This is a genomic window from Halomonas elongata DSM 2581, assembly GCF_000196875.2.
GTDB lineage: Bacteria > Pseudomonadota > Gammaproteobacteria > Pseudomonadales > Halomonadaceae > Halomonas > Halomonas elongata.
Genome location: NC_014532.2, coordinates 3,826,134 through 3,848,392, shown reverse-complemented (window position 1 = coordinate 3,848,392; position 22,259 = coordinate 3,826,134). Strand labels below are relative to the sequence as shown.

Below are 22,259 nucleotides of genomic sequence, written 5' to 3'. Positions count from 1 at the left end.
GCAATGAGGAGGAGAAACCTGAGCAAGAGACTGGCAGGAACCTTGCCCAAGCATGGCGCCTCATCAACGCCATGTGATGAAGAGTAAATCATTCTCATTTGACCTGTCAACGCAAACGAGAATTTTTTTTATTAAGTGCTTTGTTTAGAGTGCTCCCGCCATGCTCGATCAACCAACCAGGCGTAGCCACAGGGGCAGCGAGGCCATGGCGAGCAGCGTTTGACCGGTGATCAGGGCGGCCATCAGCTCGGCATCGCCGCCGAGCTGGCGGGCCAGGATATAGGCGGACGTGGCGGTGGGCAGCGCGGCGAACAACAGGGCGATATCTCGACTGACCGGATCCAGGCGCAGGACCAGGGCAAAGCCGAGCACCAGGGCCGGCATCAGGACCAGCTTGGCCAGGTTGGCGGCCCAGACGCCGAGATCGAGTCGTAATAACGCTTGTGGTCGCAGGGCGACGCCTACTGCCACCAGGCCGAGCGGCAGGGCGGCTCGACCGAGCAGTTCCACCGTGGGAGCGCTCCAGCCGGGCAGGCCGATGCCGCTGAGGTTCAGGGCGATGCCCAGCAGGCAGGCCAGGATCAGGGGGTTGCGGGCCAGGGCCGCCAGGCTCGCGCGCAAGCCGCCGGTGCCGAGAGTGCCGGCGGCGACGAAGCTGGTGACGCACAGGACGTTCACGACCGGCACCATCAGTGCCACGGCCACCGCCGCGACGGTGGCACCGGCCTCGCCGTGCAACGCGGCAGCGCCGGCCACGCCGACATAGGTATTGAAGCGCAGGGCACCCTGAAACACCGAGGTGAAGGCCGGTGCCGCCAGGCCCAGCCAGCGGTTCGCGATCCAGAGCGCCACTCCCAGCAAGCTCATGGTGCCGAGCAGTACCAGGGCCAGGCGGCCTACCGGCACCTGATGGATATCGGCGCCGGCCAGGGTCGAGAGCAGCATGGCGGGGAACAGCAGGAAATAGATCAGCCGCTCCATCCGTGGCCAGAAATCGCCCCCGGGCTGGTCGAGACGGCCGAGCAGCGCGCCCAGCAGAATCAACAGAAAGAGGGGGCCCAGGGCTCCCGCCACGCCTTCCATGACATCTCCTCCTAGGTTCGGCTCGCGACAGGCCAGCCGCGTTCGGCAAAGGCCTGGAGCCGATGCTTTCAAGGGACTATCCCAAGGGGCTATCTTGCCATCATCGGCGGCGTGACTTCATCGCCCCGTTCGAGTGCTCGTGATGCGGGCGTGGCGTCAGCGGACAAGGAGCGACCCATGGTGACACGGCGTTGGCGATACCTGGCGGTAGTGGGAGTCGTGCTGTTGGCGGCGATCGGCCTGCTGGCCCATCAGTGGTGGAACGGTAAGGGCGAGGGTGAACCGGAGGGCGGCCCCATCGTCTTGCCGTCGACCCAGGGTGAGTTTGCGCTGTCCCGGCTGGATGAGGACCAGCTCGCGGTGATCTTCTTCGGTTATACCTGGTGCCCGGATGTCTGCCCCATGAGCCTGGCGGTGGTGCGTCAGGTACGCCAGCAGCTACCCGCCGAGCGTCGCGAGCGGGTGGTGCCGGTGATGATTTCCGTCGATCCCGAGCGCGATACTCTGGCAAGGCTAGAGGAGTATCTCGCCTCTTTCGGCGAGGACTTCATCGGAGCGACCGGCAGCATTGAGCAGATCGAGGAGATCGCCGAGCGCTACGGCGTGGTGTGGCGCAAGGTCGAGGCGCCGGAATCGGCCATGGAGTATACCGTCGACCACACCGCCTCGCTCTATCTGGTGGATCGGCACGGCGAGATCCACCGGCGTGTCCTGCATTCGCCGACGCCGGGCCCGCTCAAGGCAGCGCTGGACGAGGCGCTCGACGCCATGTGAGCGACGCTTCCGGCCTGAACGACGACGGCCGGCTCCATGGAGCCGGCCGTGCGAGGGACGTGATGTCCAGGCGTTACTCGGCGGAGGCGTCGTCGCCTTCGGTGTCGGCGCTTTGTTCGTCACTGGCGCTCTCGGCGGCTTCGGCGGGCGTGACGTCGAGCAGCTCGACCTTGAAGATCAGGGTTTCGTTGGGACCGATCGGCCCCTGGCCCTGGGCGCCGTAGGCCAGGTCGGAGGGAATCGCGATCTCCCAGGTGTCGCCCACGCTCATCAGCTGCAGGGCTTCCTGCCAACCGTCGATGACCTGGCCGACACGGAAGCTAACCGGCTCACCGCGTTCATAGGAGCTGTCGAAGACGGTGCCGTCGATCAGCTTGCCTTCATAGTTGACCTTGACGGTGTCTTCAGCACTCGGCGTGGCGCCGTCGCCGGATTCCAGTTCACGATACTGCAGGCCCGAGTCGGTGACTGTGACGCCGTCCTTTTCCGCGTTTTCCTCGAGGTAGGCTTCGCCTTCGGCCTTGTTGGCCTCGGCACGTTTCTCGGCTTCGGCGGCGCGCTTCTCCTGGGCCTGCTGCTGGAACTTGGCCAGGGTGTCGGCCATTTCCTGGTCGGTCATGGCCAGCTCATCACCGGCGTAGACGTCACGGATGGCCTGGGTGAAAGAGTCGATGTCGAGGTCGGAGACATCCTGCTGGATGCTCTTGCCCAGGGTCACGCCGAGGCTGTAGCCCAGTCGTTCCTGATCGGAGTCGGGAGCGGCCAGTGCCAAGGGAGCGGCGGTCAACAGAGCCGCCAGTGACGCGGAAGTCAGCAGTGTCTTCATGGAAAAGCCTTGTAGTCCGGCGCCTTGGCGCCATGAGTGTATGGAACCCATGGGACTCTAACAGGGCCGGACGGGTTCCGCATCCATGTGCTGGATGCGGTATCTGGTCCGATGAACCGGCGCGGGAAAGCGTCAGACGACCAGGACGGGACAGTGCGCCGAGCCGGCGACACGCTGGGCGACACTGCCCAGCAGCAGGCTCTTGTCGCCGTTGGTGCCCTGGGCACCGATCACGACCAGGTCGCACTCTCGCTTGCGGGCGAAGCGCACGATGGTGCGCGAGGGGCGTCCGCCCTTGACGAAGGCGCGCACCTTGTCGGCCGGTACGCCCAACTCGGTGGCGCGTGTCTTGGCCTGGACGGCGATCTCGGTGGCGTAATCCTTGAGGGCGTCGTCCGGGATGTCCAACTGTTCGGGGCGGACCATCGACAGCGAGGCCTCGAGCAGGCTGTGGTGCTTGAACACGCAGAGGATATAGAGTTCGGCGCCGGTCAGTTGCTGCAGGCCCACGCCCTTTTCCAGCGCCTTGACGGCGCCCTTGGAGCCGTCGACCGGCACCATGATCCGATTGAACATCTCACCTTACTCCTTGTATCCGGTAGAGCCGCTTACCTGAAAGCGAGATCGCGCAGGAACAGGGCGATCTGCGGGAACAGGATCAGCAACGCGGCCGCCAGTACCAGCATGAAGATGAAGGGTGGCGTGCCCTTGATCACGTCCAGGTAAGGGCGCTTGAAGATGGCGATGGCAGTGAAGATGTCGCAACCGAAGGGCGGTGTCGCCGAGCCGATGGCCACCTGCAGCGTGATCAGGATACCGACAAGCACCGGGTCGAGGCCGGTGGCCTCGATGGCGGGCGCGAAGACCGGTGTCAGTACCAGGATCACCACGATGGGATCGACGAACATGCAGGCGACGAAGAAGGCGACACAGATGGCGATCAGCACCCCGGTCGGCCCCGCCTCGTTGATACCCACGGCCTCGAGGATAGCCTGGGGAATCTGGGCGAAGGAGATGATCCACGAGAAGCTGTTGCCCACCGCCACCAGGATGAACACCACGGCGGTGATAAGGCCGGTGGACTTGGCAATGGCGTAGATATCGCTGATCTTCAGCGAGCGGAAGACCACGAATTCCAGTAGTACCGCATAGAGCACACAGGCTGCCGCCGCTTCGGTCGGGCTGAAGATGCCGCCGTAGATGCCGCCGATGATGATCACCGGAAAGCCCAGCGGCCACAGGGCCAGGCGCACGGCCGAGAAGCGTTCTCCCCAACTGGCCTTGGGCTCGGTGGGCACACCGCGGACGATGGCGTAGATCACGCAGTAGATGGCGAACATGACCAGAATCATCAGGCCCGGGCCGATACCGGCGATGAACAGCTCGCCGATGGAAGTACCGGAAATGATCCCGTAGATGATCATGCCGATGCTGGGTGGAATCAGAAAGGCGATATCGCTGGAATTGATGATCAGCGCCAGGCTGAAGGAGTCCGAATAGCCGGCCTTGAGCATGCGCGGGCGCAGCGGAGAGCCGACTGCCACCACGGTGGCCTGGGTGGAGCCGGAAACGGCGCCGAACAGCGTGCAGGAAGCCGCCGTGCTGACCGCCAGGCCGCCCTTTATGTGGCCGATGAAGGCCATCACCATATTGATCAGTCGGTTGGCCGACTGGCCGCGGGTCATGATGTCCGCGGCAAGGATGAACATGGGCACCGCGATCAGCGATGCCGGCCGTATGCCGGCCATCAGCTGCTGGATCAGGGTCTCCATCTGGCCCAGCCCGCCGAACATCATGAAGAACCCGATGATCGAGGCGGTGGCCAGCGGGATCATCATGGGAAAGCCCAGCAGCAGCAGGCCTATCATGGTCGCAACCATTATTGTCGTCATCTTGCATTCCCCCGGGCGAAGCGCCCTGCGTCAGACTTCCGTTTCCGTATCCTTGTAACCGTCGACCACCGAGGTCGACAGGTAGACATCGCGCGACGTCAGGTTCTTGATGGCCGTGAACAGGTACTGAATGCCGGTGATCAGAAAGCCCAACGGCACCCAGACGTAGATGATGAAGATGGGGAAGCCGAGTGCCGGCAGGATGCGCCCCTTGTCGTACAGGTCGAGGACATAGTGAACCGAGTAATACATCAGGAAGAACATCACCAGGGAGGTGAACAGCGAGATCACTATCATCAGGGCGCGACGGCCGCCCACCGGCAAGGCATCGTAGATCGCCGACATGCGGATATGGCGGCCATGACGTGCCGCATAGCCGATGCCCGCGAAGGTGATCATGATGATCAGGATGCGGTTGACCTCGCCGGTGAAGAACAGGCTCTCGCCGAGCGCGAAGCGTCCGATGACATTGGCGACGGTATTGGTGGCCATCAGCAGCACGCCGAGAGCGAGGATGATCGCTTCCAGCTTGCTGATCAGGGTATCGATGGTGCCCAGTATGCCGGGCAGGCCGGAATGGTAGTGTTTTTCGGCTTCTTCTTCGTCGGTCATGGCCGCGCTCCCTTCAGCAGACATGGCGAAATATGGATGCCCGTTTAGCAGCGTAACCGCTGCCGACGGCGTGCGGTATGCGTTAGGTCAACGTTGGGTGAACGCTGAGCAGGCTGTCTGCAACTCGCTGCTTCCCATCTCGAGGCCCGAGTGGGCAAAACGTCCCGGTCCATCGGGAACGGGCCTGGCTCTTGGCCGAGGCACGCGATGCTTGTAAACAGACGGAGGCCCGTAAACAACTCGGGGGCAGCCAGGCTGCCCCCGATTGGTGCGGGAGAGGCTGGTGATCAGCCCTCGCTCTCGCTCTGCACGGCCTTGAGATCGGCCTTGAACTGGTCGAGCAACTCCTGGCCCTGCTCGCCGGTCATTTCGATGAACTTCTCCTCGACCTGGGGAGCGCGCTCCTTGAAGGCCTGGATCTGCTCATCGTTCAGACGAGTGACGGTGACCTCGTCGGAGGCGGCCTTGATCTTCTCGAGGGATTCCTCGGACAGGCCCTTGATGTGCTCGATGGTGTGGTCGTAGGCCGCGTCGGCGGCGTCCTGCACCAGTTGCTGGTCTTCTTCGGACAGGCCTTCGTAGAAGTCCTGATTGGCCATCATGGCGGTGGTGAACCAGCCATGGCTGGTGAAGGTCAGGTTGGGCGAGACTTCGTAGAGGCCGCCGGACTCGATCCAGAAGATCGGGTTTTCCTGACCGTCGATGATACCGGTCTGCAGGCCGCCGTAGACTTCACCCCAGGGCAGCGGCGTCGGGGTGGCGCCAAAGGCCTTGTAGGTCTCGGCCAGCAGCGGGTTGGTCATGGTACGGATCTTCTTGTTGTCGAAGTCCTCGGGCGAGGTGATCGGCTCGTCGGCGGTCACCACCATCTCGCCTTCCGGGTACATCTTGAGCAGTTCCAGACCGTGTTCGGCGTAGAGCTTCGGGAACATCTCGTTGATGGCCTTGCTCTCGTCGAAGAACTCCAGAACGGTATCCATGTCCGTGGGCATCAGATAGGGGATGAAGAAGATCTGAGCCGAGGGGATGAGCGAGCCGGTGAAGCCGGGCGACTGGTTCACGAATTGCAGGATCCCGTTCTGGGTCTGCTCCATGATGTCGTCGGACTCACCCAGTTCGCCGAAGCGATAGACCTGAACGGTATGGTCGGAATTATCTTCGACATAACCCTTGAAAGCCTGAGCGAAGACATCCTGAACGTCGCCTTCGTATTCCTCGTGGGCGTAACGCCAGTTGTCGGAATAGGCGGCGGTGGACATGCCGAGCATCAGGGCGCCGATACTTGCGGTAGTCAGCAGCTTGTATGCCTTCATTCTTGTGGTTCCTCTGCAGGTTTTGCCGGAAAATCAATGACTCATAGACCGGCGAAAAATCGAAAGTGTTGTTTGCTAGCCGTTTACGCAGGTAATTTCAGGCTAGCGTGGGGGTCATAAGGGGTCAAGCTGGCTTTGCAGCGTTCCCAGGGCCAAAAGATGTGATTTTTTCTGCAGTTGAGGGCTGAACGGCAAAACTTTTTCCAGGGTCGAGCCTGGTCGGGAAATCTCGAAAAGAGGGGCGAGGCCAGTACCACTGTGGGCTTCCAGGCGAAGCAGGCACTCGCGTTCGGCGTCCAGTTCGGCTTGCTTGATGCGCTGCCGCAGGCTGGCCACGTTCGCTCGTTCCCGTGCGGCCGGCTTGAGGTCGCGGCGCAAGCGTCGCAGGGGCGAGATGACATCGTGCTGCCACTGCCGCACGTCGAGGGGCGTGTCGCCGGCACGCAGTCCATGTCGATACAACCAGCAACGCCACAACAGCTCGGTGACCTCGACATCCGCTTCGTCCTGCAGCGTCAGGCAGGCCTGCTCGACGCCGTCGCGGGCATAGAAGTCGAGCGCGAAGTCCCAGAGCGACTTCCCGGCGAGACGCGACCGCAAGTGTGCGGATAATTCGGTAGAATCGTCGTTCATCACGACACGGTGGCCGCCCAAGGCGGTGATCTCACGCGGACGAATGGAGCCAGCATGATCGCATTGCGCCAAGTATCCCTGCAACGCGGCACTCAGAGCCTGCTCGATGCGGCTGATCTGACCCTGCATGCCGGCTACAAGGTGGGTATCGTCGGTGCCAATGGCACGGGCAAGTCGAGCCTGTTCGGGTTGCTGCTGGGCGAGTTGTCGCCGGATCGCGGCGAGCTGGAGATGAGCGGTGGCCAGCGTATCGCGCACATGGCTCAGGAGGTGGAGGCGCTCGAGCGGAGCATCGTCGACTATGTGCTCGATGGCGATCGAGCGCTGCGCGATGCCGAGGCGGCCCTGGCCGAGGCCCAGCAGCGCGGAGATGCCCATCGCGAGGCCGAACTGCACGGCGCCATCGAGTCGCTGGATGGCTACAGCGCGCCGGCCCGTGCCGCCCAGTTGCTGGTTGGCCTGGGCTTCGGTCAGGCCGATCTGGATCGTCCACTGTCGGCCTTCTCCGGGGGATGGCGGATGCGCGTCAATCTGGCTCGCACCCTGTTCACGCCGTCCGATGTACTGCTGCTCGACGAGCCGACCAACCACCTGGATCTGGATGCCCTGCTGTGGCTCGAACAGTGGCTGTCCCGCTACCCCGGCACCCTGCTGTTGATCTCGCACGATCGCGATTTCCTGGATGCGGTGTGCGACCACATCGTGCATTTCGATCAGCGTTCCCTGGTGCTCTATCGGGGCAACTACACCACCTTCGAGCGTACCCGGGCCGAGAAACTGGCCCTGCAACAGGCCGAGGCCGCCAAGCAGCAGGCGCGCAAGGCGGAGATCGAACGCTTCGTGGCGCGCTTTCGCTACAAGGCCACCAAGGCGCGCCAGGCGCAGAGCCGTCTGAAGATGCTCGAGCGCATGGGCGATATCGCCGTGGCACATGCCGATTCGCCCTTCCACTTCAGCATTCCTGCCGCGGACAAGGTCTCGCATCCTCTGCTCGTGCTGGATGACGCCGCGCTGGGATATCGCGATGCCACGGGCGAGAAGCGACAGCTCGAGGGCGTGAACCTGGCGTTGCAGCCGGGGCAGCGGATCGGCCTGCTGGGTCCCAACGGGGCGGGCAAGTCGACCCTGATCAAGTCGCTGACCACCGAACTGCCGCTATTGGCCGGACACCGGGTGGCCGGCGAGCATCTGTCCATCGGCTACTTCGCCCAGCACCAGCTCGAAGGGCTGGATCTGTCGGCCTCGCCCTTTCTCCACGTTCAGCGCCTCTCGCCTACGGTCGCCGATGCGGAGATTCGACGCTTCCTGGGCGGTTTCGGCTTTCATGGCGATGATGTCTTCGCCGAGGTCGAGCGCTTCTCGGGAGGCGAGAAGGCGCGGCTGGCGCTGGCCCTGGTCGCCTGGCAGCGGCCCAACCTGCTGCTGCTCGACGAGCCGACCAACCACCTCGATCTGGAGATGCGCGAGGCCCTGACCGAAGCCCTGGCCAGCTTCGAGGGGGCGGTGATCGTGGTCTCCCACGACCGCCACCTGTTGCGGGCCACTGTGGATGAATTCTGGCGGGTGGCGGATCACCGTGTGACGCCCTTCGATGGGGACCTGGACGATTATCGTGCCTGGCTCAAGTCGCGCCTGGAGGAGCAGCGTCGCGAAGCCCGCGCCGACAAGGCCGAACGCCAGGGCGATGATGCCGGATCGAAGGAGGACCGCAAGGCCTCGCGTCGCGCCGCCGCCGAGTTGCGCGACAAGCTGCGGCCGCTCAAGCGCGATCGCGACCGGGCGGAGCGTGACATGGAGAAGACCCAGGCGGCGCTGGATACGGTCGAGGCGGCCCTGGCCGATGCCGATCTGTATACCGACGAAGCGCGCAAGGACGAGTTGAATGCGCAGTTGGCGCAACGTGGAGAGCTGGCGACGCGTCTCGAGGAACTCGAGCAGCAATGGCTGGCCGCCGAAGAGGCCCTGGAGCGGCTGGAGGCCGAGCTGCAGGCCTCCTGACCGCTCCTCGCTCCGCTGCTTCAGGAAGGGGGATGTTCGGCTTCACGGCGGGGCGGAGCGTCGCCAGCGTGTCGGGCGGGTTCATCACGCATCTGTTCGGCGATCGCTTCCCGCTCGCGGCGTTCGTCGTCGAGGCTGCGCCGCGGCAGGATCAGGTTCAGGGAGACCGAGACCAGGGCCGCCACCACGATGGGCGAGCCGCCCAGCACCAGTTGCAGCATCTGCGGTAGGCCGCCGATGGCATCCGGCGCGGCATAGATGCCCAGGCTCATCGCCAGGGCCAGGCTGACGATGGTGATGTTGCGGGACGATAACTCATCGCGGATCAGCAACTGGATGCCGGTCATGGTGATCATGCCGAAGACGGTGATGGTGGCGCCGCCCAGCACCGGGTAGGGAATGGTGGTCATCAGGGCCCCGAACTTGGGCATCAGGCCGGCCAGCAGGATGAAGACGGCGGCGAGGGCCAGGACGGTGCGGCTGATCACCTTGGTCATCGCCACGATGCCGACGTTCTGGCTGAAAGAGGCGGTCGGCAGGGCGCCGAACACCGAACCCACGGCCGTGCACAGGCCATTGCCGAGCAGCCCGCCGGCGAGCTCCTTGCGGTCCAGTTCGCGGTCCATGCCGCCCACGGTGGTAGCCGAGAGATCGCCGATGGTCTGTACCGAATTGATCACGCAGATGATCACCATGGAAAGAATGGCCGCCGGGTGGAAGGCCAGCTCGAAGGGCAGCAGTGTCGGTGCGCTGAACCAGTTGGCCTCGCGGACCGGGGAAAAGTCCACCATGCCCATCGCCAATGCCAGGACATAGCCCACCAGGATGCCGCAGATGATCGCCGACAGCTTGAGAAAGCCGCGGGCGAACTGCGAGACGACCAGCACTACGGCCAGCGTGAGCAGTGCCACTAGCCACTGGCGCGGTTCGCCGAAGTCGGGCCGGCCGATGCCCCCCGCCATGTAATTGATGGCGATGTCATAGAGCGACAGGCCGATCACCAGGACCACGGTGCCGGCCACGACGGGGGGAAAGAAGTGGCGGATGCGCTGAATGAAGAACCCCACCAGGATCATGGCCCCGCCACCGATGATCTGGGCACCGAGGATGCCTTCCAGGCCGTATTGGGCGCCCACTGCCGTCAGGGTCGGCACATAGGCGAAGCCGACGCCGAAGATGGTCGGTAGCCGGGCGCCGAAGCGGCGGATGCCGTAGAGCTGCAACAACGTCGAGACCCCGGAGGCGAGCAGCGAGATCTGGATCAGCAGCATCTTTTCCTCGAGGGTTGCCCCCACGGTGCCGGCGACGATGATGGGAACGGTGACCGTGCCCATGATCATCGCCAGGATGTGCTGCAGGGAAAGCGGCAGGGCGCGAGCCAAGGGAGGATGTCCCCGGAACTCGAAGACGGAAGTGCTGCGGCCGGAATCTGTCATGAGGACAATCACCACTTGTTATTGTACACAATTACGCCAGATCCATTGTCCACTTTGTGTAATATATTTCCATAAATTTTGTGTACAACTATCGGAGGGGCTATACGGGGGATCGACCCGGCCGGTGCTGCAGGGATGAAGGGATTCGGAGTGAGGGTAAGTCGGGGTGGCGCGCGGCGAATAAGGGCCATCCGGAAGGCGTCAACGCACCCTCGAGCGGCTCCGTGTCGAGGGTGGATGCTTGGCGGGTGGAACCGGCAGGATCAGTGGCTTTCGAGCAGAAAGGTCACGGGGCCGTCATTGACCAGGGATACCTGCATATTGGCGCCGAAGCGTCCGGTGGCCACCCGGGGCCAGGCATTGCGGGCCCGCTCGACGAGATGATGGAAAAGACGCTCGCCTTCGTCCGGCGGCGCGGCACTGGAAAAACCGGGACGCAGCCCCTTGCGGGTATCGGCGGCGAGCGTGAATTGCGAAATCAGCAACAGGCCACCCTCTGCCTGTTGCAGGTTGTGGTTCATGCGGCCGGTTTCGTCGGCGAAGACGCGATAATGCAGCAGCTTGTGCAGAAGCCGCTCGGCCCGGGCTTCGTCGTCTTCCCGTTCCACGCCGATCAAGGCCAGCAGGCCGTGTTCGATGGCACCGACACACTCATCGTCGACACTGACACTGGCCTGACTGACACGCTGGATCAAGGCTTTCATGGGAGGCACTCCGAGCGGCTGTGGTGAATCGCCCGCAGCCTAGCATGGCCCATTTCCGTGGCCTAGCGGGCGTCCGCTGCCTGCCGCTTGGGGGCTCACCAGGAACGGCACAGCATGATATCGCAGTGCGGCTCGGCCAGAAGGCGCTCGGTGATCTGGCTGTGCCGGCCCAACTGGCCACGACTGCCCAGGGCCAGCAGGTCCGGCGGCTGGCGTCGTAGCTGCGTCATCAGCACGTCCAGCGGGTCGCCCTGTTGCAGCTCGAGGCTGAGTTCCGGCACGTCGTCGAGCTCGGCCATCAGTTGTTCGGTTTCCTGCTCCAGATGGCTTCGGAGTCGTTCAACCTCGCGGTCTCGCCAGCGTGCATAGCCGGTACCGGAGCCAAGCTCCTGCTCGCCGGGAATGTTCCAGGCGTGCAGCAGCGTCAGGCGCCCCTCGGGGAAACGCTTGAGGGTCTCGCGCAGGGTATGCCGCGAGGTCAGCGAGAAGTCCACCGGGACCAGGATGTCGTGCCAGTCGTGATTGGCGGGCTGGCTGACGGAAAGCACCGGGCAGGGCGCGCTGCGCAGGACCCTGGCGAGGGTGGTGCCATGCACGAGGTCGGGCTGGCCGCGCTTGCGGTGGGCGCCGAGGATGATCATGTCCGCCTCGCGCTCGTGGGCCTCGCGAATGATCTCGGCATAGGGTTCGCCGGCCACGGTCTGGATCAGGCTGTTCGGCTCGGCCAGGGCGTAGTCCTCGCGGATATCGGTGAGGGTCGCTCCGATGTCCGTCACCACCGCTTCCTCCAGGTCGTGCAGTACCCGCCTCGGCAGGTAGGGATCGAGCACGTGGACGATATCGAGTCGCGCACCGCTCTCGCCGGCCAGGCGGATGGCTCGGGCGAAGGCAGCACGGTTCTCGGCGGAGAGGTCGCAGGCGAACAGCAGGGTGCGGGTCATGGCACAGCCCTCTTGATGCCGGGAGAGACCTTCAGGATGGGTGGCCCCGGCGCCCTGTGCAAGTGACGGGCGTCACCACCAGGCGTGGAAGTGGTGCACCGGGCCGCGGCCGTGGCCCACCGAGAGGCGATGGCTGGCGTCCAGGGCGCGGTGCAGCCATTGCTTGGCCGCGCCGATGGCTTCGACGATCTCGGCGTGGCCGGCGTCCTCCGGCAGGTGCGCCAGGTGTGCGGCGATGGCGGAGGAAAGTGCGCAGCCGGTGCCGTGCAGGTTGTCGGTATCGATGCGCGGGGCCGGCAGCCAGGCGCTGTCGGTGGGCGTGGCCAGCAGGTCGGGGCAGGCCTCGCCCGGCAGGTGGCCGCCCTTGAGCAGCACATAGGGCGCCGACAGAGCCTGCAGGCCGGGCAGCATGGCTTCCATGGCATCGGGGCTGCGGGGCGCCTGGGTGTCGAGCAGCACGGCGGCTTCCGGCAGGTTGGGCGTGATCACGTCGGCCAGTGGCACCAGGATATCGCGCACCGCGGCGATGCCGGCATTGTCCACCAGAGTGTCGCCGCTCTTGGCGACCATCACCGGATCGAGCACGATCCAGCGCGGACGGTGGCGGCTCAGGGCCTCGCCGATCGTCTCGGCCACCTCGCGGCTGGCCACCATGCCGATCTTCACGGCGTCGATGCGTACATCGTCGAGCAGGTTGTCCAGTTGCTCGCGAATTGCTTCGGCGGACACGGGGTGCACATGCGCCACCCCCTGGGTGTTCTGGGCGATCACCGCGGTGATGACGTTGGTGGCATAGGTACCCAGGGCGGAGAGCGTCTTGAGATCGCCCTGCAGACCGGCTCCACCGGAGGGATCGGAGCCGGCGATGGTCAGGGTGTGGGGTATGGCATTCGAGGCTGGCATGGTCGCGTCGTCTTGTCGTCGTGCTGTCGTGAATCGCCGGAGGCGACGTTCAGCATACTGCAAGAGGGCGGGGGCCGGCCATGCCGATGCAGCGGGCCACCCGAGGGTGGCCCGTGCGGTCGTTACTGGGTGGTGTCGCCTTCGGGATTGCGGGCGTTGTAGTAGGCCTGCTCGGAGATGGCGTGGTAGTTCACCACCTTGTCCTGGAAGGCGCGATAGGAATCGTAGATCTTGCCCGCCATGTCGCTGGACTCGGCCAGTTCGGCGACCACGTCGGCGGAGATCTTCTTGGCTTCGGCTAGGACGTCGTCCGGCAGGCGGCGCAGCTCGACGTCATGTTCGTCGATCAGGGTCTGCAGGGCGTCGTTGTTGCGCGCGGTGTATTCGTCCAGCACGTCCTGGTTCACGTCGCGCACCGCGGTGCGCAGGATCGCCTGCAGATCCGCCGGCAGCGAGGCCATGGCCTCCTCGTTGACGATGGCCTCGAACATCACGGTCGGCTCATGCCAGCCCGGGTAGTAATAGTAATCCGCGGCCTGATGGAGGCCGAAGGCCAGGTCATTGTAGGGGCCGATCCATTCGGTGGCGTCGATGGCGCCGGATTGCAGCGACGTGAAGATCTCGCCGCCCGGCATGTTGACGATGGCCACGCCCATGCGGCCCATGACCTCGCCGCCCAGACCCGGCATGCGCATCTTCAGGCCGTCCAGGTCGTCGACCGAGTTGATCTCCTTGTTGTACCAGCCGCCCATCTGCACGCCGGAGGCGCCGGCGGCCATGACATCGACCCCGAAGTCGTCGTACAGCTCGTTCCATAACTCCAGGCCGCCGCCATAATGCAGCCAGGCATTCATCTCCTGGGCATTCATGCCGAAGGGCACGGCGGCGAAGAACTGGGCGGCCGGCGCCTTGCCTTTCCAGTAATAGGAAGCGGAGTGGCCTATCTCGGCGGTGCCTTCGGAGACAGCATCGAAGACCTCGAACCCGGGCACCAGCTGGCCGGCGCCGAAGACCTCGATCTGCAGTCGGCCGTCGGACATTTCCTCGACCAGCTTGGCGAGGCGCTCGGGACCCTGGCCGACACCGGGAAAGTTCTTCGGCCAGGAGGTCACCAGCTTCCACTCGAAGGTTTCCTGGGCCTGGGTGGTGCCGGCGGCCAGACTCAGTCCGATGCCGGCCATGGCCATGGCGAGTACTTTCGGTTGCATGTAAATGGCTCCCCTTGTTGATGTTGTTCGCCTTGCGGAGAGGCCCTCATGGGCCATTGTCATGGCAGGGCGTACCCTGCCGTATCGTTGAAACCTGCTCGGGACACTATAGTCGGCCTCGAGCGTTGGACCGGCGATGACTTATCCACGCTCGGTCCCGTCGGTGGCTCAGAACTGATCGGGCAGCCAGGTGGCCAGTTCCGGGAACAGGGCCAGGGCCAGCAGCATGCCCAACTGGATCAGGATGAAGGGAATGACGCCCCGGTAGATCGATGAGGTCGCCACCGAGTCCGGCGCCACGCCGCGCAGGTAGAAGAGCGCGAAGCCGAAGGGCGGCGTGAGGAACGAGGTCTGAAGGTTGATGGCGATCATGATGCCCAGCCAGATCGGATCCAGGCCCATGGCCAGCAGGATCGGGCCGACGATCGGCACGACCACGAAGGTGATCTCGATGAAGTCGAGGATGAAGCCGAGCAGGAAGATCACCAGCATGACGACCAGCGTCGCGCCGACGACCCCGCCGGGCATGTTCTCGAACAGGTGGGTCACCAGCTCCTCGCCGCCATAGGCGCGGAATACCAGCGAGAACAGCGCCGCGCCGATCAGGATCAGAAAGACCATGGTGGTGACGTTGGCGGTGGAGTGCAGGGCATCCTTGAGGGTGGCGAGGTCCAGGCGACGATAGGCCAGGGCCAGCGTCAGGGCACCGAAGGCCCCGACCGCCGAGGCCTCGGTAGGCGTGGCGAAGCCTCCGAGGATCGAGCCGAGCACCACGATGATCAGCACGATGGGCGGCACCAGGCCCTTCAGCAGCAGCCATCCCAGCCCGCTCTGATGGCCGAGCTCCGCCATCAGTTCCTGACGATCGGCAGCCGGTGCAGTGCTGGGCCTGAGCCAGGCGGTGACGGCGACATAGACGATATACAGCACGACCAGGACCAGGCCCGGCACCAGGGCGCCCATGAAGAGGTCACCCACCGACACCGTCTTGGGGCTGAAGATGCCCATGGAAAGCTGGGCCTGTTGGTAAGCCGAGGACAGCACGTCGCCGAGCAGGACCAGGGCGATGGAGGGCGGAATGATCTGTCCCAGGGTGCCGGTGGCGCAGATGGTGCCGGTGGCCAGGGACGGACTGTAGTGTCGCTTGAGCATGGTCGGCAGCGACATCAGGCCCATGGTCACCACGGTGGCGCCGACGATGCCGGTGGAGGCCGCCAGCAGCATGCCGACCAGCGTCACCGAGATGCCGAGCCCTCCGCGCAGCGAGCCGAACAGCAGTGCCATGGCGTCGAGCAGTGTCTCGGCGACCTTGGATTTTTCCAGCAGCACGCCCATCAGCACGAACAGCGGCACCGCCAGCAGTGTCTGGTTGGTCATGATGCCGTAGAGGCGGTTGGGGAAGGCGGATAGATAGCCACCGTCGAAATTGGCATCGATGCCCATGGCTTCGAGCCCGAAGCCCATGCCGGCGAAGGCCAGGGCGGTACCGGCCAGGGACAGGGCGACCGGATAGCCGAACATCAGCACGGTACAGATCACCGCGAACAGCACCAGCGGCATGAATTCCAGCATCACAGGTGCTCCTCGTGGTGGTTCGGGGCGTCTGCCTCGGGGTCGAGCCGTCCCGTCAGGATCATGACATTGCGGCCGGCTTCCACCAGTCCTTGCAGGATCATCAGGGCGGCGAACAGCGGGATCAGCGTCTTGAGCAGGAAGACGCCGGGAATGCCGCCGGAGTCGGGCGAGCCCTCGAAAATCGCCCAGGACTTGCCTACATAGCCGAGGCTGACCAGGATCACGAAGATCATCACCGGCATCAGCAGCAGCAGGGTGCCGAGCAGGTCGACCAGTGCCTTGCGTCGGGCCGACATGGCCCGGTAGAAGATGTCCACCCGCACATGGCCGTCATGGCGCAGGGTGTAGGAAGCGGCGAGCATGAACACCGTGGCGTGCAGGTACATCACCGATTCCTGCATGGGAATGCTGTTGATGCTGAAGACGTAGCGTAGTACCACGATCAGGAACTGGATCAGCATCATGGCCAGAATCAGCCAGGACAGGCTCCTGCCGAGCCATTCGGAGAGACGGTCTAGCCGGGCGAGGAGGCGCGGCAACTCGCAGGTTTGTGACATGGGATTCTCGCTGGGCAGCCATGGGCGTTGACGCGGCGCGATGCGCCGGCCAGTCAACGATGACTATACGGGAAAGAGCGAGATTCTGTCAGGCGAGTCGGCTCAACATTGGTCGTACACTGGGTCTGCAAAGCGCCTGCGGGGCGACGGCGTCGCGACCCGGGCTCAGGCCGGCGTGTCGCGGCCCAGCAAGGTCTCTCGGCAGGCATCCGGTACCCGAATATCGATCGCCACCGGCAGGTGATCGGAGAACAGGTGCTCGAGCACCTCGACGCGATCGGCCTGCAGGGAGTCCGACAGCAGGATGTGATCCAGGGCGCGGCGTGGCTGCCAGGATGGATAGCTGAGCGGCGGACGCACCGGATGCAGCGGCAACGACTTGCGGAAGCGCTCATGGGCGTGCAACTGGTCCGGCGTGCAATTGAGATCCCCCATCACCACCACGTGGCGCAACGGCTGGACCAGCTCGCTGAGATAGTCGAGCTGGCGCACCCGGGCGCGATGACTCAAGGCCAGGTGCGCGACGAACAGGTGCAGGGCATCCGGGCCGTCGCCGAAGCGCGCATGGATGGCGCCCCGGCCAGGCATCGGGCCGGGCAGGCTGTGTTCTTCGATGCTCTGAGGCGAAAGCCGCGACAGCAGGCCGTTGCTGTGCTGGGCGAGCTGGCCCAGGTTGCGGTTGAGCTGCTGGAAGTGATGGGGGAAACCGGCGCGGCTGGCCAGGTACTCGACCTGGTTGACCCGGCTCGAGCGGAAGCTGCCGCCGTCGACTTCCTGCAGGCCGACGACATCGAAGCGACTCAGCACCTCGCCGATCATGTCGAGGCGCTTGAGGCGCTGCGGGTGGGGCAGCAGGTGCTGCCAGCTACGCGTGAGGTAATGGTGGTAGGCCGAGGTCTGGATGCCTACCTGCAGGTTGAAGGTCAGCAGCTTGAGATGGCCATCCTCCAGGGTCGGCCACCGTGCCTCGGCCAGGGATGAACTCATCTCAGTTCGCCCGCTCCTCGCGTACCTTGTCCACCAGGTCTTCGGCGATCCGGGGCATGTTGTCGAGGCTGCCGGCGCTGCTCGGCGTCACCACGTAACGGCCATCGACGATGAGGGCGGGAACGCCCATCAGCTTCATGTTGCGCATGCGTGCGTGGGCCTGGTTGACCTGGCTCTTCACGCCGAAGGAGTCCAGTGCCTCCAGGGCCTCGTCCTTGCTGACCCCGTAGTCGCTGAAGAAGGTCGCGATCTCGTCGGGGTCGGTCAACTGGCGACCCTGCTCATGGATGGCATCGAAGAAGTCGCTATGCAGGTCTTGCTGGATGCCCAGGTCCTTGGCGGCATAGAAGGCAGCGGCGTGCTTGTTCCAGGCGCCGCCCATGGTCGCCGGCATGCGCTCGAAGACGACATCGTCGGGCAGTCCATCGACCCAGGCATTGAGCGTGTCTTCGAGGGCATAGCAGTGCGGGCAGCCGTACCAGAACGCCTCGGTGACCTCGATCTTGCCGTCTTCGACATGGGTCTTCACCGGCTCGTCGAGGGTGCTGTAATGCTGGCCTTCCACCAGGGGGGCGGCCATGGTCATGGTGGACAGGCCGAGGCCCGCCAGGGCGACCATCAGGGACTTGAGCATGATGCGAATCTCTCCTTGCGTGATTCGGTTCCGAGGGGAGCCACCAGGGTGGCATCGACGGATTGGAGTGCAATGCGGCGCGGGGGTTCCCCATGCCATGCGCCGTCATCGGGGGGGAGCCGGGGTCAATGCAGGCCGAGCACATAGTTGGCCAGGGCATTCATGTCACGTTCGCTCAACTTGGCGGCGATGTCACGCATGATGGCGTTGGGATCGTTGTCGCGGCTCCCTTCGGCAAAAGCCTTCAAGGCGGCGATGGTATAGTCGGTCTTCTGGCCCGACAATGCCGGGTAGGCGGCGCTGCCGATACCGGCCCCGGTGGGCGTATGGCAGGCGCTGCAGGCGGGTAGCCCGCGTTCTAGGTCACCGGCGCGATAGAGTTCGCGACCGTGGGCGACCAGTGCCTCGTCGGGATCGGCCTGGCCCAGCGCCGGTTCCTGCTCGGCGTAGAAGGCGGCCACGTTGCGAATGTCCTGGTCGGAGAAGCCGTCCAACTGCCCGGTCATCTGCGGCACCTTGCGCTCGCCGTCACGGATCTCCTCGAGCTGCTTGACCAGGTAGGAGGCCTTCTGGCCGGCGAGGTTGGGAAACAGGCCGGAGGGGCTGATGCCGGTCTGGCCGTGGCAGGCGGCACAGGGCTGCGCCTTCTCGCGACCGGCGTCGGTATCCGCTTGCGTGACAGTGTCCGCTGCGGAGGCGTTCCATGCGGCCATGAGCATGATCAGGCTTGCCAGTAGCTGTCTCATCGCTGTTCCACTGTTGTTGTCGTGCCATGTCGTGGTCTTGTCCCGGCCGCCGGGGCGCCCGGATTATTATGCATTCGACACTTGCCTCGCCGGTCGTCGTCGGCGCGGACCCGGTGATATACTCGCGATGCCCGGGTCGCAGACATATGATGCTGCAGTATAACGGAGCCCCCGGAACGCGGAAACGACACCGTTTCACGCTTTCCCCGACCAACATCAGGATCTGCCATGTCGCGACTCAATTACCAGGCCGCCCGTTTTCTCACCAGTGCCCCGACCCTGGCGCAATGCCCGGCGGACACGGGAGCCGAGGTCGCCTTCGCCGGTCGCTCCAACGCCGGCAAGTCCAGCGCCATCAACGTCCTGACGCGCCAGAAGGCCCTGGCGCGAACCTCCAAGACCCCCGGTCGCACCCAGTTGATCAACTTCTTCACGCTGGGCGACGACACCGAGCTGCGTCTGGTCGACCTGCCTGGTTATGGGTATGCCAAGGTGCCCGATTCCGTCAAGCTGGAGTGGCAACGCCATCTGGCCGATTACCTGCAACGTCGCACCTCGTTGCGTGGCCTGGTGCTGCTGATGGACGTACGTCATCCGCTCACCGAATTCGACCAGACCATGCTCGGCTGGGCCGACGAGCAGGACATGCCCGTGCACATCCTGCTGACCAAGGCCGACAAGCTGAAAAGCGGCGCCGCCAAGAACGCCCTGCAGCAGGTACGCTCCCAGCTTCGCGAATGGGAGGACCTGGTGTCCATCCAGTTGTTCTCGGCGCTCAAGAAGCAGGGCATCGAGGAGGTGCATGCGCGCCTGGACGACTGGCTGCTGAGTGAAGCACCTACCAGCTAGTGCATTGGGGCTTCCGGAGGCAGGCTTTCGTGAGGGCGCTGTGAACCCTTCCCTGGGCGCTACATCCGCCATCCATGGCGGATGACCCTCACTACACCTGCCTCCGGAGGTCGGTGTCGTGCAGAGGAGTTGCGTTTTTGGCCTGCTGTTTTCCTCGGCCAGCTAGTCTCCCGTGGTGATGGCTACTCCCGCTCCATCCTCTCCAGCAGGTCCGGTAGTTCCCTGACGTGCTCCAGTCGATATGCGCCCCTGGGCATCGGCGTGTCGGCCGGGGCGTGTGGGGCGATCCAGGCCGCGCGCATGCCCAGCCGGATCGCCGGCAGAATGTCTTCCTGCCATGAATCTCCCACGTGCAGCGCTCGCGCCGGTGTCGCGCCCAGGCGGCTGAGCGTCGCCAGGAAGGGGCGGGCATCGGGCTTGGGCGCCGGCATCTCGCCGGCGGCGATGATTACCTCGAAATGACGCGACAGCGCCAGTCGATGGAAGGCCAGGTTGCCGTTGGTGATGGCGCCCAGGCGGTAATCCCGCGTGAGTGCTTCGAGCAACGGCTCCGCTTCGGGATAGGGCGAGACCTCCAGGCGCAGGGCGTGGAAGCGCGTCATGGTGAGCGAGGCCCACAGCCAGGCCGAGGCGCGTGACAGGCCGAACTCCTCCAGCAGCTCGACCAGGGCGCGTTCGCGTATCCAGGTGAAATCGCCGCGCCGTAGCGGATGCTGCTTGGCGAGGTGTCGTCGATGGGCCTGGTAGCGGGTGACCGGCACGGCCTCGGCGAAATGGCGCGGTGCCTCGCCATGGGCGGCGAGCCAGGCGGCCAGTTGCTCGTCGAGCCAGGCATAGTGCAGCTGCTCGGCGCGGGCCATCACGCCCTGGTTGTCCCAGAGAGTGTCGTCGAGGTCGAAGGTCAGGGCGCAAAGCCGGGTGTCGTGTCGATTCATGTGTCGTCGCTGTCGCGTCGGCGGCGGGCTCGAGGGTGGGCGGCGTCGTAGCCGGCCGCCAGGTGTTGCCAATCGAGTCGCGTATAGACCTGGGTGGTGGAGAGGTTGGCGTGGCCGAGCAGTTCCTGGACGGCGCGCAGATCCTGGCTGGATTCGAGCAGATGGCTGGCGAAGGAGTGGCGCAGCCGGTGCGGATGCAGGTGCTCGGCGAGCCCGCGGGTGAGCGCCAGTTGTCGCATGCGCTGCTGGATCGCCCGATGGCCGAGCCGGTTGCCCCGGGCGCCGACGAACAGGGCCGGCTCGCCGTCGGCGGCCAGGGCGCCACGCAGCGACAGCCAGTCGGTGAGAGCCTGGTCGGCGCGTCGGCCCACCGGCACCTGGCGGGGCTTGCCGCCCTTGCCGAGCACGCGGACCCGCCGGGCGTGGATGTCGTCGAGATCGAGCGCGGCCAGCTCGGCCAGGCGCAGGCCGCTGGAATAGAACAGTTCCAGCATGGCCTGGTCGCGGCATGCCAGGGGGGAGCCGTCATGGGGCGTGTCGAGAAAGCGTGCCAGGGCATCCACATCCACGGGGCGGGGCAGGTCGCGGGGCACGCGCGGCGTGCGGACCAGCGAGACCGGATTATGGTCCAGGTATCCGCAGGCCATCAGGTGCTCGGCGAAGCGCGACAGGGCCGCACGGCGCCGGGCCAGGCTGCGCGGGGCCAGGCCCCGGCTACGTTCGCCGCCGAGAAAGCGGCGCAGCAGCGCGGCGTCCAGAGCGGCGGGGTCGCCGATGTCATGGCGGTCGAGAAAGTCGAGCAGCGCCGCCAGGTCGCGGCGATAGGCATCCACCGTGGCCGGGCTGGCGGTGCGGGAAAGCGCCTCGAGAAAGGCGTCCGCCTCGCGGCCGAGCGGCGTCGAGGTGTCGAGTGGCCTAGCCATGATCCGAGGGTGTCAGCCGCACCAGCAGTCGGGCCACCACGTCGCCGACGTATTCGGTGAACAGGGTGTCCATGCTGGCGCGGAAGTGATCCGGCGAGGGGCTGGCCAGCACCAGGTAACCCAGCGGCTCGCCCACGGCGAGTCGCGTCAGCGCGCAGGAACCGCTCTTCTCGGGCGCCGCGGCATGGGGCAGCAGGCGCTGCCAGTCGGAGCGCGTCAGCCGGGTGCAGCGGCTGGTGCGATCGTCGAGCAGGGCAGACAGGCGCTGTGCCGTGTGTTCGTCGAGGACATGGCGCGGCGCCTGGGGCGGCCGGGGCTCGCGGTCGGTCAGGCTGGGCGGGCACCAGAGGGCCACGGCCGGTGTCTGGAAACGCTCGCTCAACTGGGTGGCCAGGGCCTGCCCGAGGGCATCGCCGTCCTCGGCTTCCAGCAGCGCCAGGATCAATTCGCGCGTGCGACGATACTGAGCCTCGTTGTGGCGGGCGGAGTCCAGCAACTGCTCGAGACGACCCTCGGCATGTTCGGCGCGGCTGCGCAGGTCGATGACCAGGCGCTCGAGCAGGGAGGTTGCGCCCCGGGCCTCGGGATGGGGGACCCGGAGTTGCTGCAACAGGCCTTCACGGCCGACGAAGAAGTCGGGATGCCGGGCCAGCCACTGGGCCACGACATCCGGGTCCAGGGTCTTGCGCGGCTCGGGGACGGCTCGTGTCATGACGGGGTCTCCTTGGTG

At 65.1% G+C, this 22,259-nt stretch carries 23 protein-coding genes; 3 read left to right on the top strand and 20 right to left on the bottom strand.

Annotation, left to right across the window (positions count from 1 at the left end; genetic code table 11):
• Nucleotides 1-168 precede the first annotated feature (168 nt).
• Entirely contained in the window at nt 169-1,083 is a 915-nt protein-coding gene (locus tag HELO_RS18045) for an AEC family transporter (protein ID WP_013334034.1), read from the bottom strand.
• A 177-nt stretch (nt 1,084-1,260) separates the two neighbouring features.
• Here HELO_RS18045 and HELO_RS18040 point away from each other — a divergent pair, with 177 nt between their 5' ends.
• Nucleotides 1,261-1,857, top strand: coding sequence for an SCO family protein (locus HELO_RS18040; RefSeq protein WP_013334033.1), 597 nt, complete (start codon nt 1,261-1,263; stop codon nt 1,855-1,857).
• 73 nt (nt 1,858-1,930) lie between these two features.
• On the opposite strand, the gene HELO_RS18035 is transcribed toward HELO_RS18040, so the two are convergent.
• The 6 genes from HELO_RS18035 to HELO_RS18010 form a co-directional block, all read right to left on the bottom strand.
• Entirely contained in the window at nt 1,931-2,683 is a 753-nt protein-coding gene (locus HELO_RS18035; RefSeq protein ID WP_049786258.1) for an FKBP-type peptidyl-prolyl cis-trans isomerase, read from the bottom strand.
• A gap of 132 nt (nt 2,684-2,815) precedes the next feature.
• Entirely contained in the window at nt 2,816-3,259 is a 444-nt protein-coding gene (locus HELO_RS18030) for a universal stress protein (protein ID WP_013334031.1), read from the bottom strand.
• A gap of 32 nt (nt 3,260-3,291) precedes the next feature.
• Nucleotides 3,292-4,575: a TRAP transporter large permease gene (locus tag HELO_RS18025; protein ID WP_013334030.1), complete on the bottom strand. Its 1,284-nt coding sequence runs from the start codon at nt 4,573-4,575 to the stop codon at nt 3,292-3,294.
• A gap of 30 nt (nt 4,576-4,605) precedes the next feature.
• Entirely contained in the window at nt 4,606-5,187 is a 582-nt protein-coding gene (locus HELO_RS18020) for a TRAP transporter small permease (protein ID WP_013334029.1), read from the bottom strand.
• Nucleotides 5,188-5,474: 287 nt separating this feature from the next.
• Nucleotides 5,475-6,500: a TRAP transporter substrate-binding protein gene (locus HELO_RS18015; protein WP_013334028.1), complete on the bottom strand. Its 1,026-nt coding sequence runs from the start codon at nt 6,498-6,500 to the stop codon at nt 5,475-5,477.
• 114 nt (nt 6,501-6,614) lie between these two features.
• Nucleotides 6,615-7,133 (bottom strand): TIGR02444 family protein, encoded by a 519-nt coding sequence (locus HELO_RS18010; protein WP_109637722.1) that lies wholly within the window; start codon nt 7,131-7,133, stop codon nt 6,615-6,617.
• 54 nt (nt 7,134-7,187) lie between these two features.
• On the opposite strand from HELO_RS18010, the gene HELO_RS18005 reads away from it, so the two are divergent.
• Nucleotides 7,188-9,131: an ATP-binding cassette domain-containing protein gene (locus HELO_RS18005; protein ID WP_013334027.1), complete on the top strand. Its 1,944-nt coding sequence runs from the start codon at nt 7,188-7,190 to the stop codon at nt 9,129-9,131.
• A gap of 20 nt (nt 9,132-9,151) precedes the next feature.
• Here the strand turns inward: HELO_RS18005 and HELO_RS18000 are convergent, their stop codons facing one another.
• The 10 genes from HELO_RS18000 to HELO_RS17955 form a co-directional block, all read right to left on the bottom strand.
• A complete protein-coding gene (locus tag HELO_RS18000; protein WP_013334026.1) occupies nt 9,152-10,567 on the bottom strand; it encodes a uracil-xanthine permease family protein in 1,416 nt (471 codons plus the stop codon).
• A 263-nt stretch (nt 10,568-10,830) separates the two neighbouring features.
• Nucleotides 10,831-11,271 (bottom strand): D-aminoacyl-tRNA deacylase, encoded by a 441-nt coding sequence (gene dtd / locus HELO_RS17995; RefSeq protein ID WP_013334025.1) that lies wholly within the window; start codon nt 11,269-11,271, stop codon nt 10,831-10,833.
• A gap of 95 nt (nt 11,272-11,366) precedes the next feature.
• The gene (locus HELO_RS17990; RefSeq protein ID WP_013334024.1) at nt 11,367-12,212 is read right to left on the bottom strand and encodes a universal stress protein; all 846 of its coding nucleotides are present in this window, start codon (nt 12,210-12,212) and stop codon (nt 11,367-11,369) included.
• A gap of 72 nt (nt 12,213-12,284) precedes the next feature.
• On the bottom strand, nt 12,285-13,115 hold the full coding sequence (thiD, locus tag HELO_RS17985; protein WP_013334023.1) for a bifunctional hydroxymethylpyrimidine kinase/phosphomethylpyrimidine kinase: 831 nt from the start codon (nt 13,113-13,115) through the stop codon (nt 12,285-12,287).
• A 122-nt stretch (nt 13,116-13,237) separates the two neighbouring features.
• Nucleotides 13,238-14,302 carry a TRAP transporter substrate-binding protein gene (locus tag HELO_RS17980; protein WP_396251063.1) on the bottom strand — a complete coding sequence of 355 codons (1,065 nt, stop codon included), beginning with the start codon at nt 14,300-14,302 and terminating at the stop codon, nt 13,238-13,240.
• A gap of 189 nt (nt 14,303-14,491) precedes the next feature.
• A complete protein-coding gene (locus HELO_RS17975; RefSeq protein ID WP_013334021.1) occupies nt 14,492-15,895 on the bottom strand; it encodes a TRAP transporter large permease in 1,404 nt (467 codons plus the stop codon).
• On the bottom strand, nt 15,895-16,455 hold the full coding sequence (locus HELO_RS17970) for a TRAP transporter small permease subunit (RefSeq protein ID WP_013334020.1): 561 nt from the start codon (nt 16,453-16,455) through the stop codon (nt 15,895-15,897). Before HELO_RS17970 ends, HELO_RS17975 begins: the two co-directional genes overlap by 1 nt.
• Before the next feature lie 165 nt (nt 16,456-16,620).
• The gene (locus tag HELO_RS17965; protein ID WP_013334019.1) at nt 16,621-17,442 is read right to left on the bottom strand and encodes an endonuclease/exonuclease/phosphatase family protein; all 822 of its coding nucleotides are present in this window, start codon (nt 17,440-17,442) and stop codon (nt 16,621-16,623) included.
• 1 nt (nt 17,443) lies between these two features.
• Complete coding sequence (locus tag HELO_RS17960; RefSeq protein WP_013334018.1) at nt 17,444-18,076, bottom strand: thiol:disulfide interchange protein DsbA/DsbL; 633 nt, start codon at nt 18,074-18,076, stop codon at nt 17,444-17,446.
• A gap of 125 nt (nt 18,077-18,201) precedes the next feature.
• The gene (locus tag HELO_RS17955) at nt 18,202-18,822 is read right to left on the bottom strand and encodes a c-type cytochrome (RefSeq protein WP_013334017.1); all 621 of its coding nucleotides are present in this window, start codon (nt 18,820-18,822) and stop codon (nt 18,202-18,204) included.
• 228 nt (nt 18,823-19,050) lie between these two features.
• On the opposite strand from HELO_RS17955, the gene yihA reads away from it, so the two are divergent.
• Nucleotides 19,051-19,671 carry a ribosome biogenesis GTP-binding protein YihA/YsxC gene (gene yihA / locus HELO_RS17950; protein WP_013334016.1) on the top strand — a complete coding sequence of 207 codons (621 nt, stop codon included), beginning with the start codon at nt 19,051-19,053 and terminating at the stop codon, nt 19,669-19,671.
• 182 nt (nt 19,672-19,853) lie between these two features.
• Here yihA and HELO_RS17945 read toward each other — a convergent pair whose 3' ends face one another.
• The 3 genes from HELO_RS17945 to HELO_RS17935 are packed head-to-tail and all read right to left on the bottom strand — an operon-like array spanning nt 19,854 to nt 22,241.
• Nucleotides 19,854-20,606, bottom strand: a complete 753-nt coding sequence (locus tag HELO_RS17945) for an HAD family hydrolase (RefSeq protein ID WP_041602267.1) — start codon at nt 20,604-20,606, stop codon at nt 19,854-19,856.
• Nucleotides 20,603-21,529 (bottom strand): tyrosine recombinase XerC, encoded by a 927-nt coding sequence (locus tag HELO_RS17940; RefSeq protein WP_013334015.1) that lies wholly within the window; start codon nt 21,527-21,529, stop codon nt 20,603-20,605. The genes HELO_RS17945 and HELO_RS17940 overlap by 4 nt, the downstream gene beginning before the upstream one ends.
• Nucleotides 21,522-22,241, bottom strand: coding sequence for a DUF484 family protein (locus tag HELO_RS17935; RefSeq protein ID WP_013334014.1), 720 nt, complete (start codon nt 22,239-22,241; stop codon nt 21,522-21,524). Before HELO_RS17935 ends, HELO_RS17940 begins: the two co-directional genes overlap by 8 nt.
• Nucleotides 22,242-22,259: the final 18 nt, after the last annotated feature.

Excerpts from the sequence above, each read along its gene's own strand:
- HELO_RS17975 (WP_013334021.1), bottom strand. The coding sequence starts at position 15,895 with ATGCTGGAATTCATGCCGCTGGTGCTGTTCGCGGTGATCTGTACCGTG.
- HELO_RS17970 (WP_013334020.1), bottom strand. The coding sequence starts at position 16,455 with ATGTCACAAACCTGCGAGTTGCCGCGCCTCCTCGCCCGGCTAGACCGT.
- HELO_RS17980 (WP_396251063.1), bottom strand. The coding sequence starts at position 14,302 with ATGGCCATGGCCGGCATCGGACTGAGTCTGGCCGCCGGCACCACCCAG.
- dtd (WP_013334025.1), bottom strand. The coding sequence starts at position 11,271 with ATGAAAGCCTTGATCCAGCGTGTCAGTCAGGCCAGTGTCAGTGTCGAC.
- HELO_RS18040 (WP_013334033.1), top strand. The coding sequence starts at position 1,261 with ATGGTGACACGGCGTTGGCGATACCTGGCGGTAGTGGGAGTCGTGCTG.
- HELO_RS18030 (WP_013334031.1), bottom strand. The coding sequence starts at position 3,259 with ATGTTCAATCGGATCATGGTGCCGGTCGACGGCTCCAAGGGCGCCGTC.
- HELO_RS17960 (WP_013334018.1), bottom strand. The coding sequence starts at position 18,076 with ATGCTCAAGTCCCTGATGGTCGCCCTGGCGGGCCTCGGCCTGTCCACC.
- yihA (WP_013334016.1), top strand. The coding sequence starts at position 19,051 with ATGTCGCGACTCAATTACCAGGCCGCCCGTTTTCTCACCAGTGCCCCG.
- HELO_RS18010 (WP_109637722.1), bottom strand. The coding sequence starts at position 7,133 with ATGAACGACGATTCTACCGAATTATCCGCACACTTGCGGTCGCGTCTC.
- HELO_RS17990 (WP_013334024.1), bottom strand. The coding sequence starts at position 12,212 with ATGACCCGCACCCTGCTGTTCGCCTGCGACCTCTCCGCCGAGAACCGT.
- HELO_RS18035 (WP_049786258.1), bottom strand. The coding sequence starts at position 2,683 with ATGAAGACACTGCTGACTTCCGCGTCACTGGCGGCTCTGTTGACCGCC.
- HELO_RS17945 (WP_041602267.1), bottom strand. The coding sequence starts at position 20,606 with ATGAATCGACACGACACCCGGCTTTGCGCCCTGACCTTCGACCTCGAC.
- HELO_RS18025 (WP_013334030.1), bottom strand. The coding sequence starts at position 4,575 with ATGACGACAATAATGGTTGCGACCATGATAGGCCTGCTGCTGCTGGGC.
- HELO_RS17965 (WP_013334019.1), bottom strand. The coding sequence starts at position 17,442 with ATGAGTTCATCCCTGGCCGAGGCACGGTGGCCGACCCTGGAGGATGGC.
- HELO_RS17935 (WP_013334014.1), bottom strand. The coding sequence starts at position 22,241 with ATGACACGAGCCGTCCCCGAGCCGCGCAAGACCCTGGACCCGGATGTC.
- HELO_RS18005 (WP_013334027.1), top strand. The coding sequence starts at position 7,188 with ATGATCGCATTGCGCCAAGTATCCCTGCAACGCGGCACTCAGAGCCTG.
- HELO_RS18000 (WP_013334026.1), bottom strand. The coding sequence starts at position 10,567 with ATGACAGATTCCGGCCGCAGCACTTCCGTCTTCGAGTTCCGGGGACAT.
- HELO_RS18045 (WP_013334034.1), bottom strand. The coding sequence starts at position 1,083 with ATGGAAGGCGTGGCGGGAGCCCTGGGCCCCCTCTTTCTGTTGATTCTG.
- HELO_RS18015 (WP_013334028.1), bottom strand. The coding sequence starts at position 6,500 with ATGAAGGCATACAAGCTGCTGACTACCGCAAGTATCGGCGCCCTGATG.
- thiD (WP_013334023.1), bottom strand. The coding sequence starts at position 13,115 with ATGCCAGCCTCGAATGCCATACCCCACACCCTGACCATCGCCGGCTCC.
- HELO_RS18020 (WP_013334029.1), bottom strand. The coding sequence starts at position 5,187 with ATGACCGACGAAGAAGAAGCCGAAAAACACTACCATTCCGGCCTGCCC.
- HELO_RS17940 (WP_013334015.1), bottom strand. The coding sequence starts at position 21,529 with ATGGCTAGGCCACTCGACACCTCGACGCCGCTCGGCCGCGAGGCGGAC.
- HELO_RS17955 (WP_013334017.1), bottom strand. The coding sequence starts at position 18,822 with ATGAGACAGCTACTGGCAAGCCTGATCATGCTCATGGCCGCATGGAAC.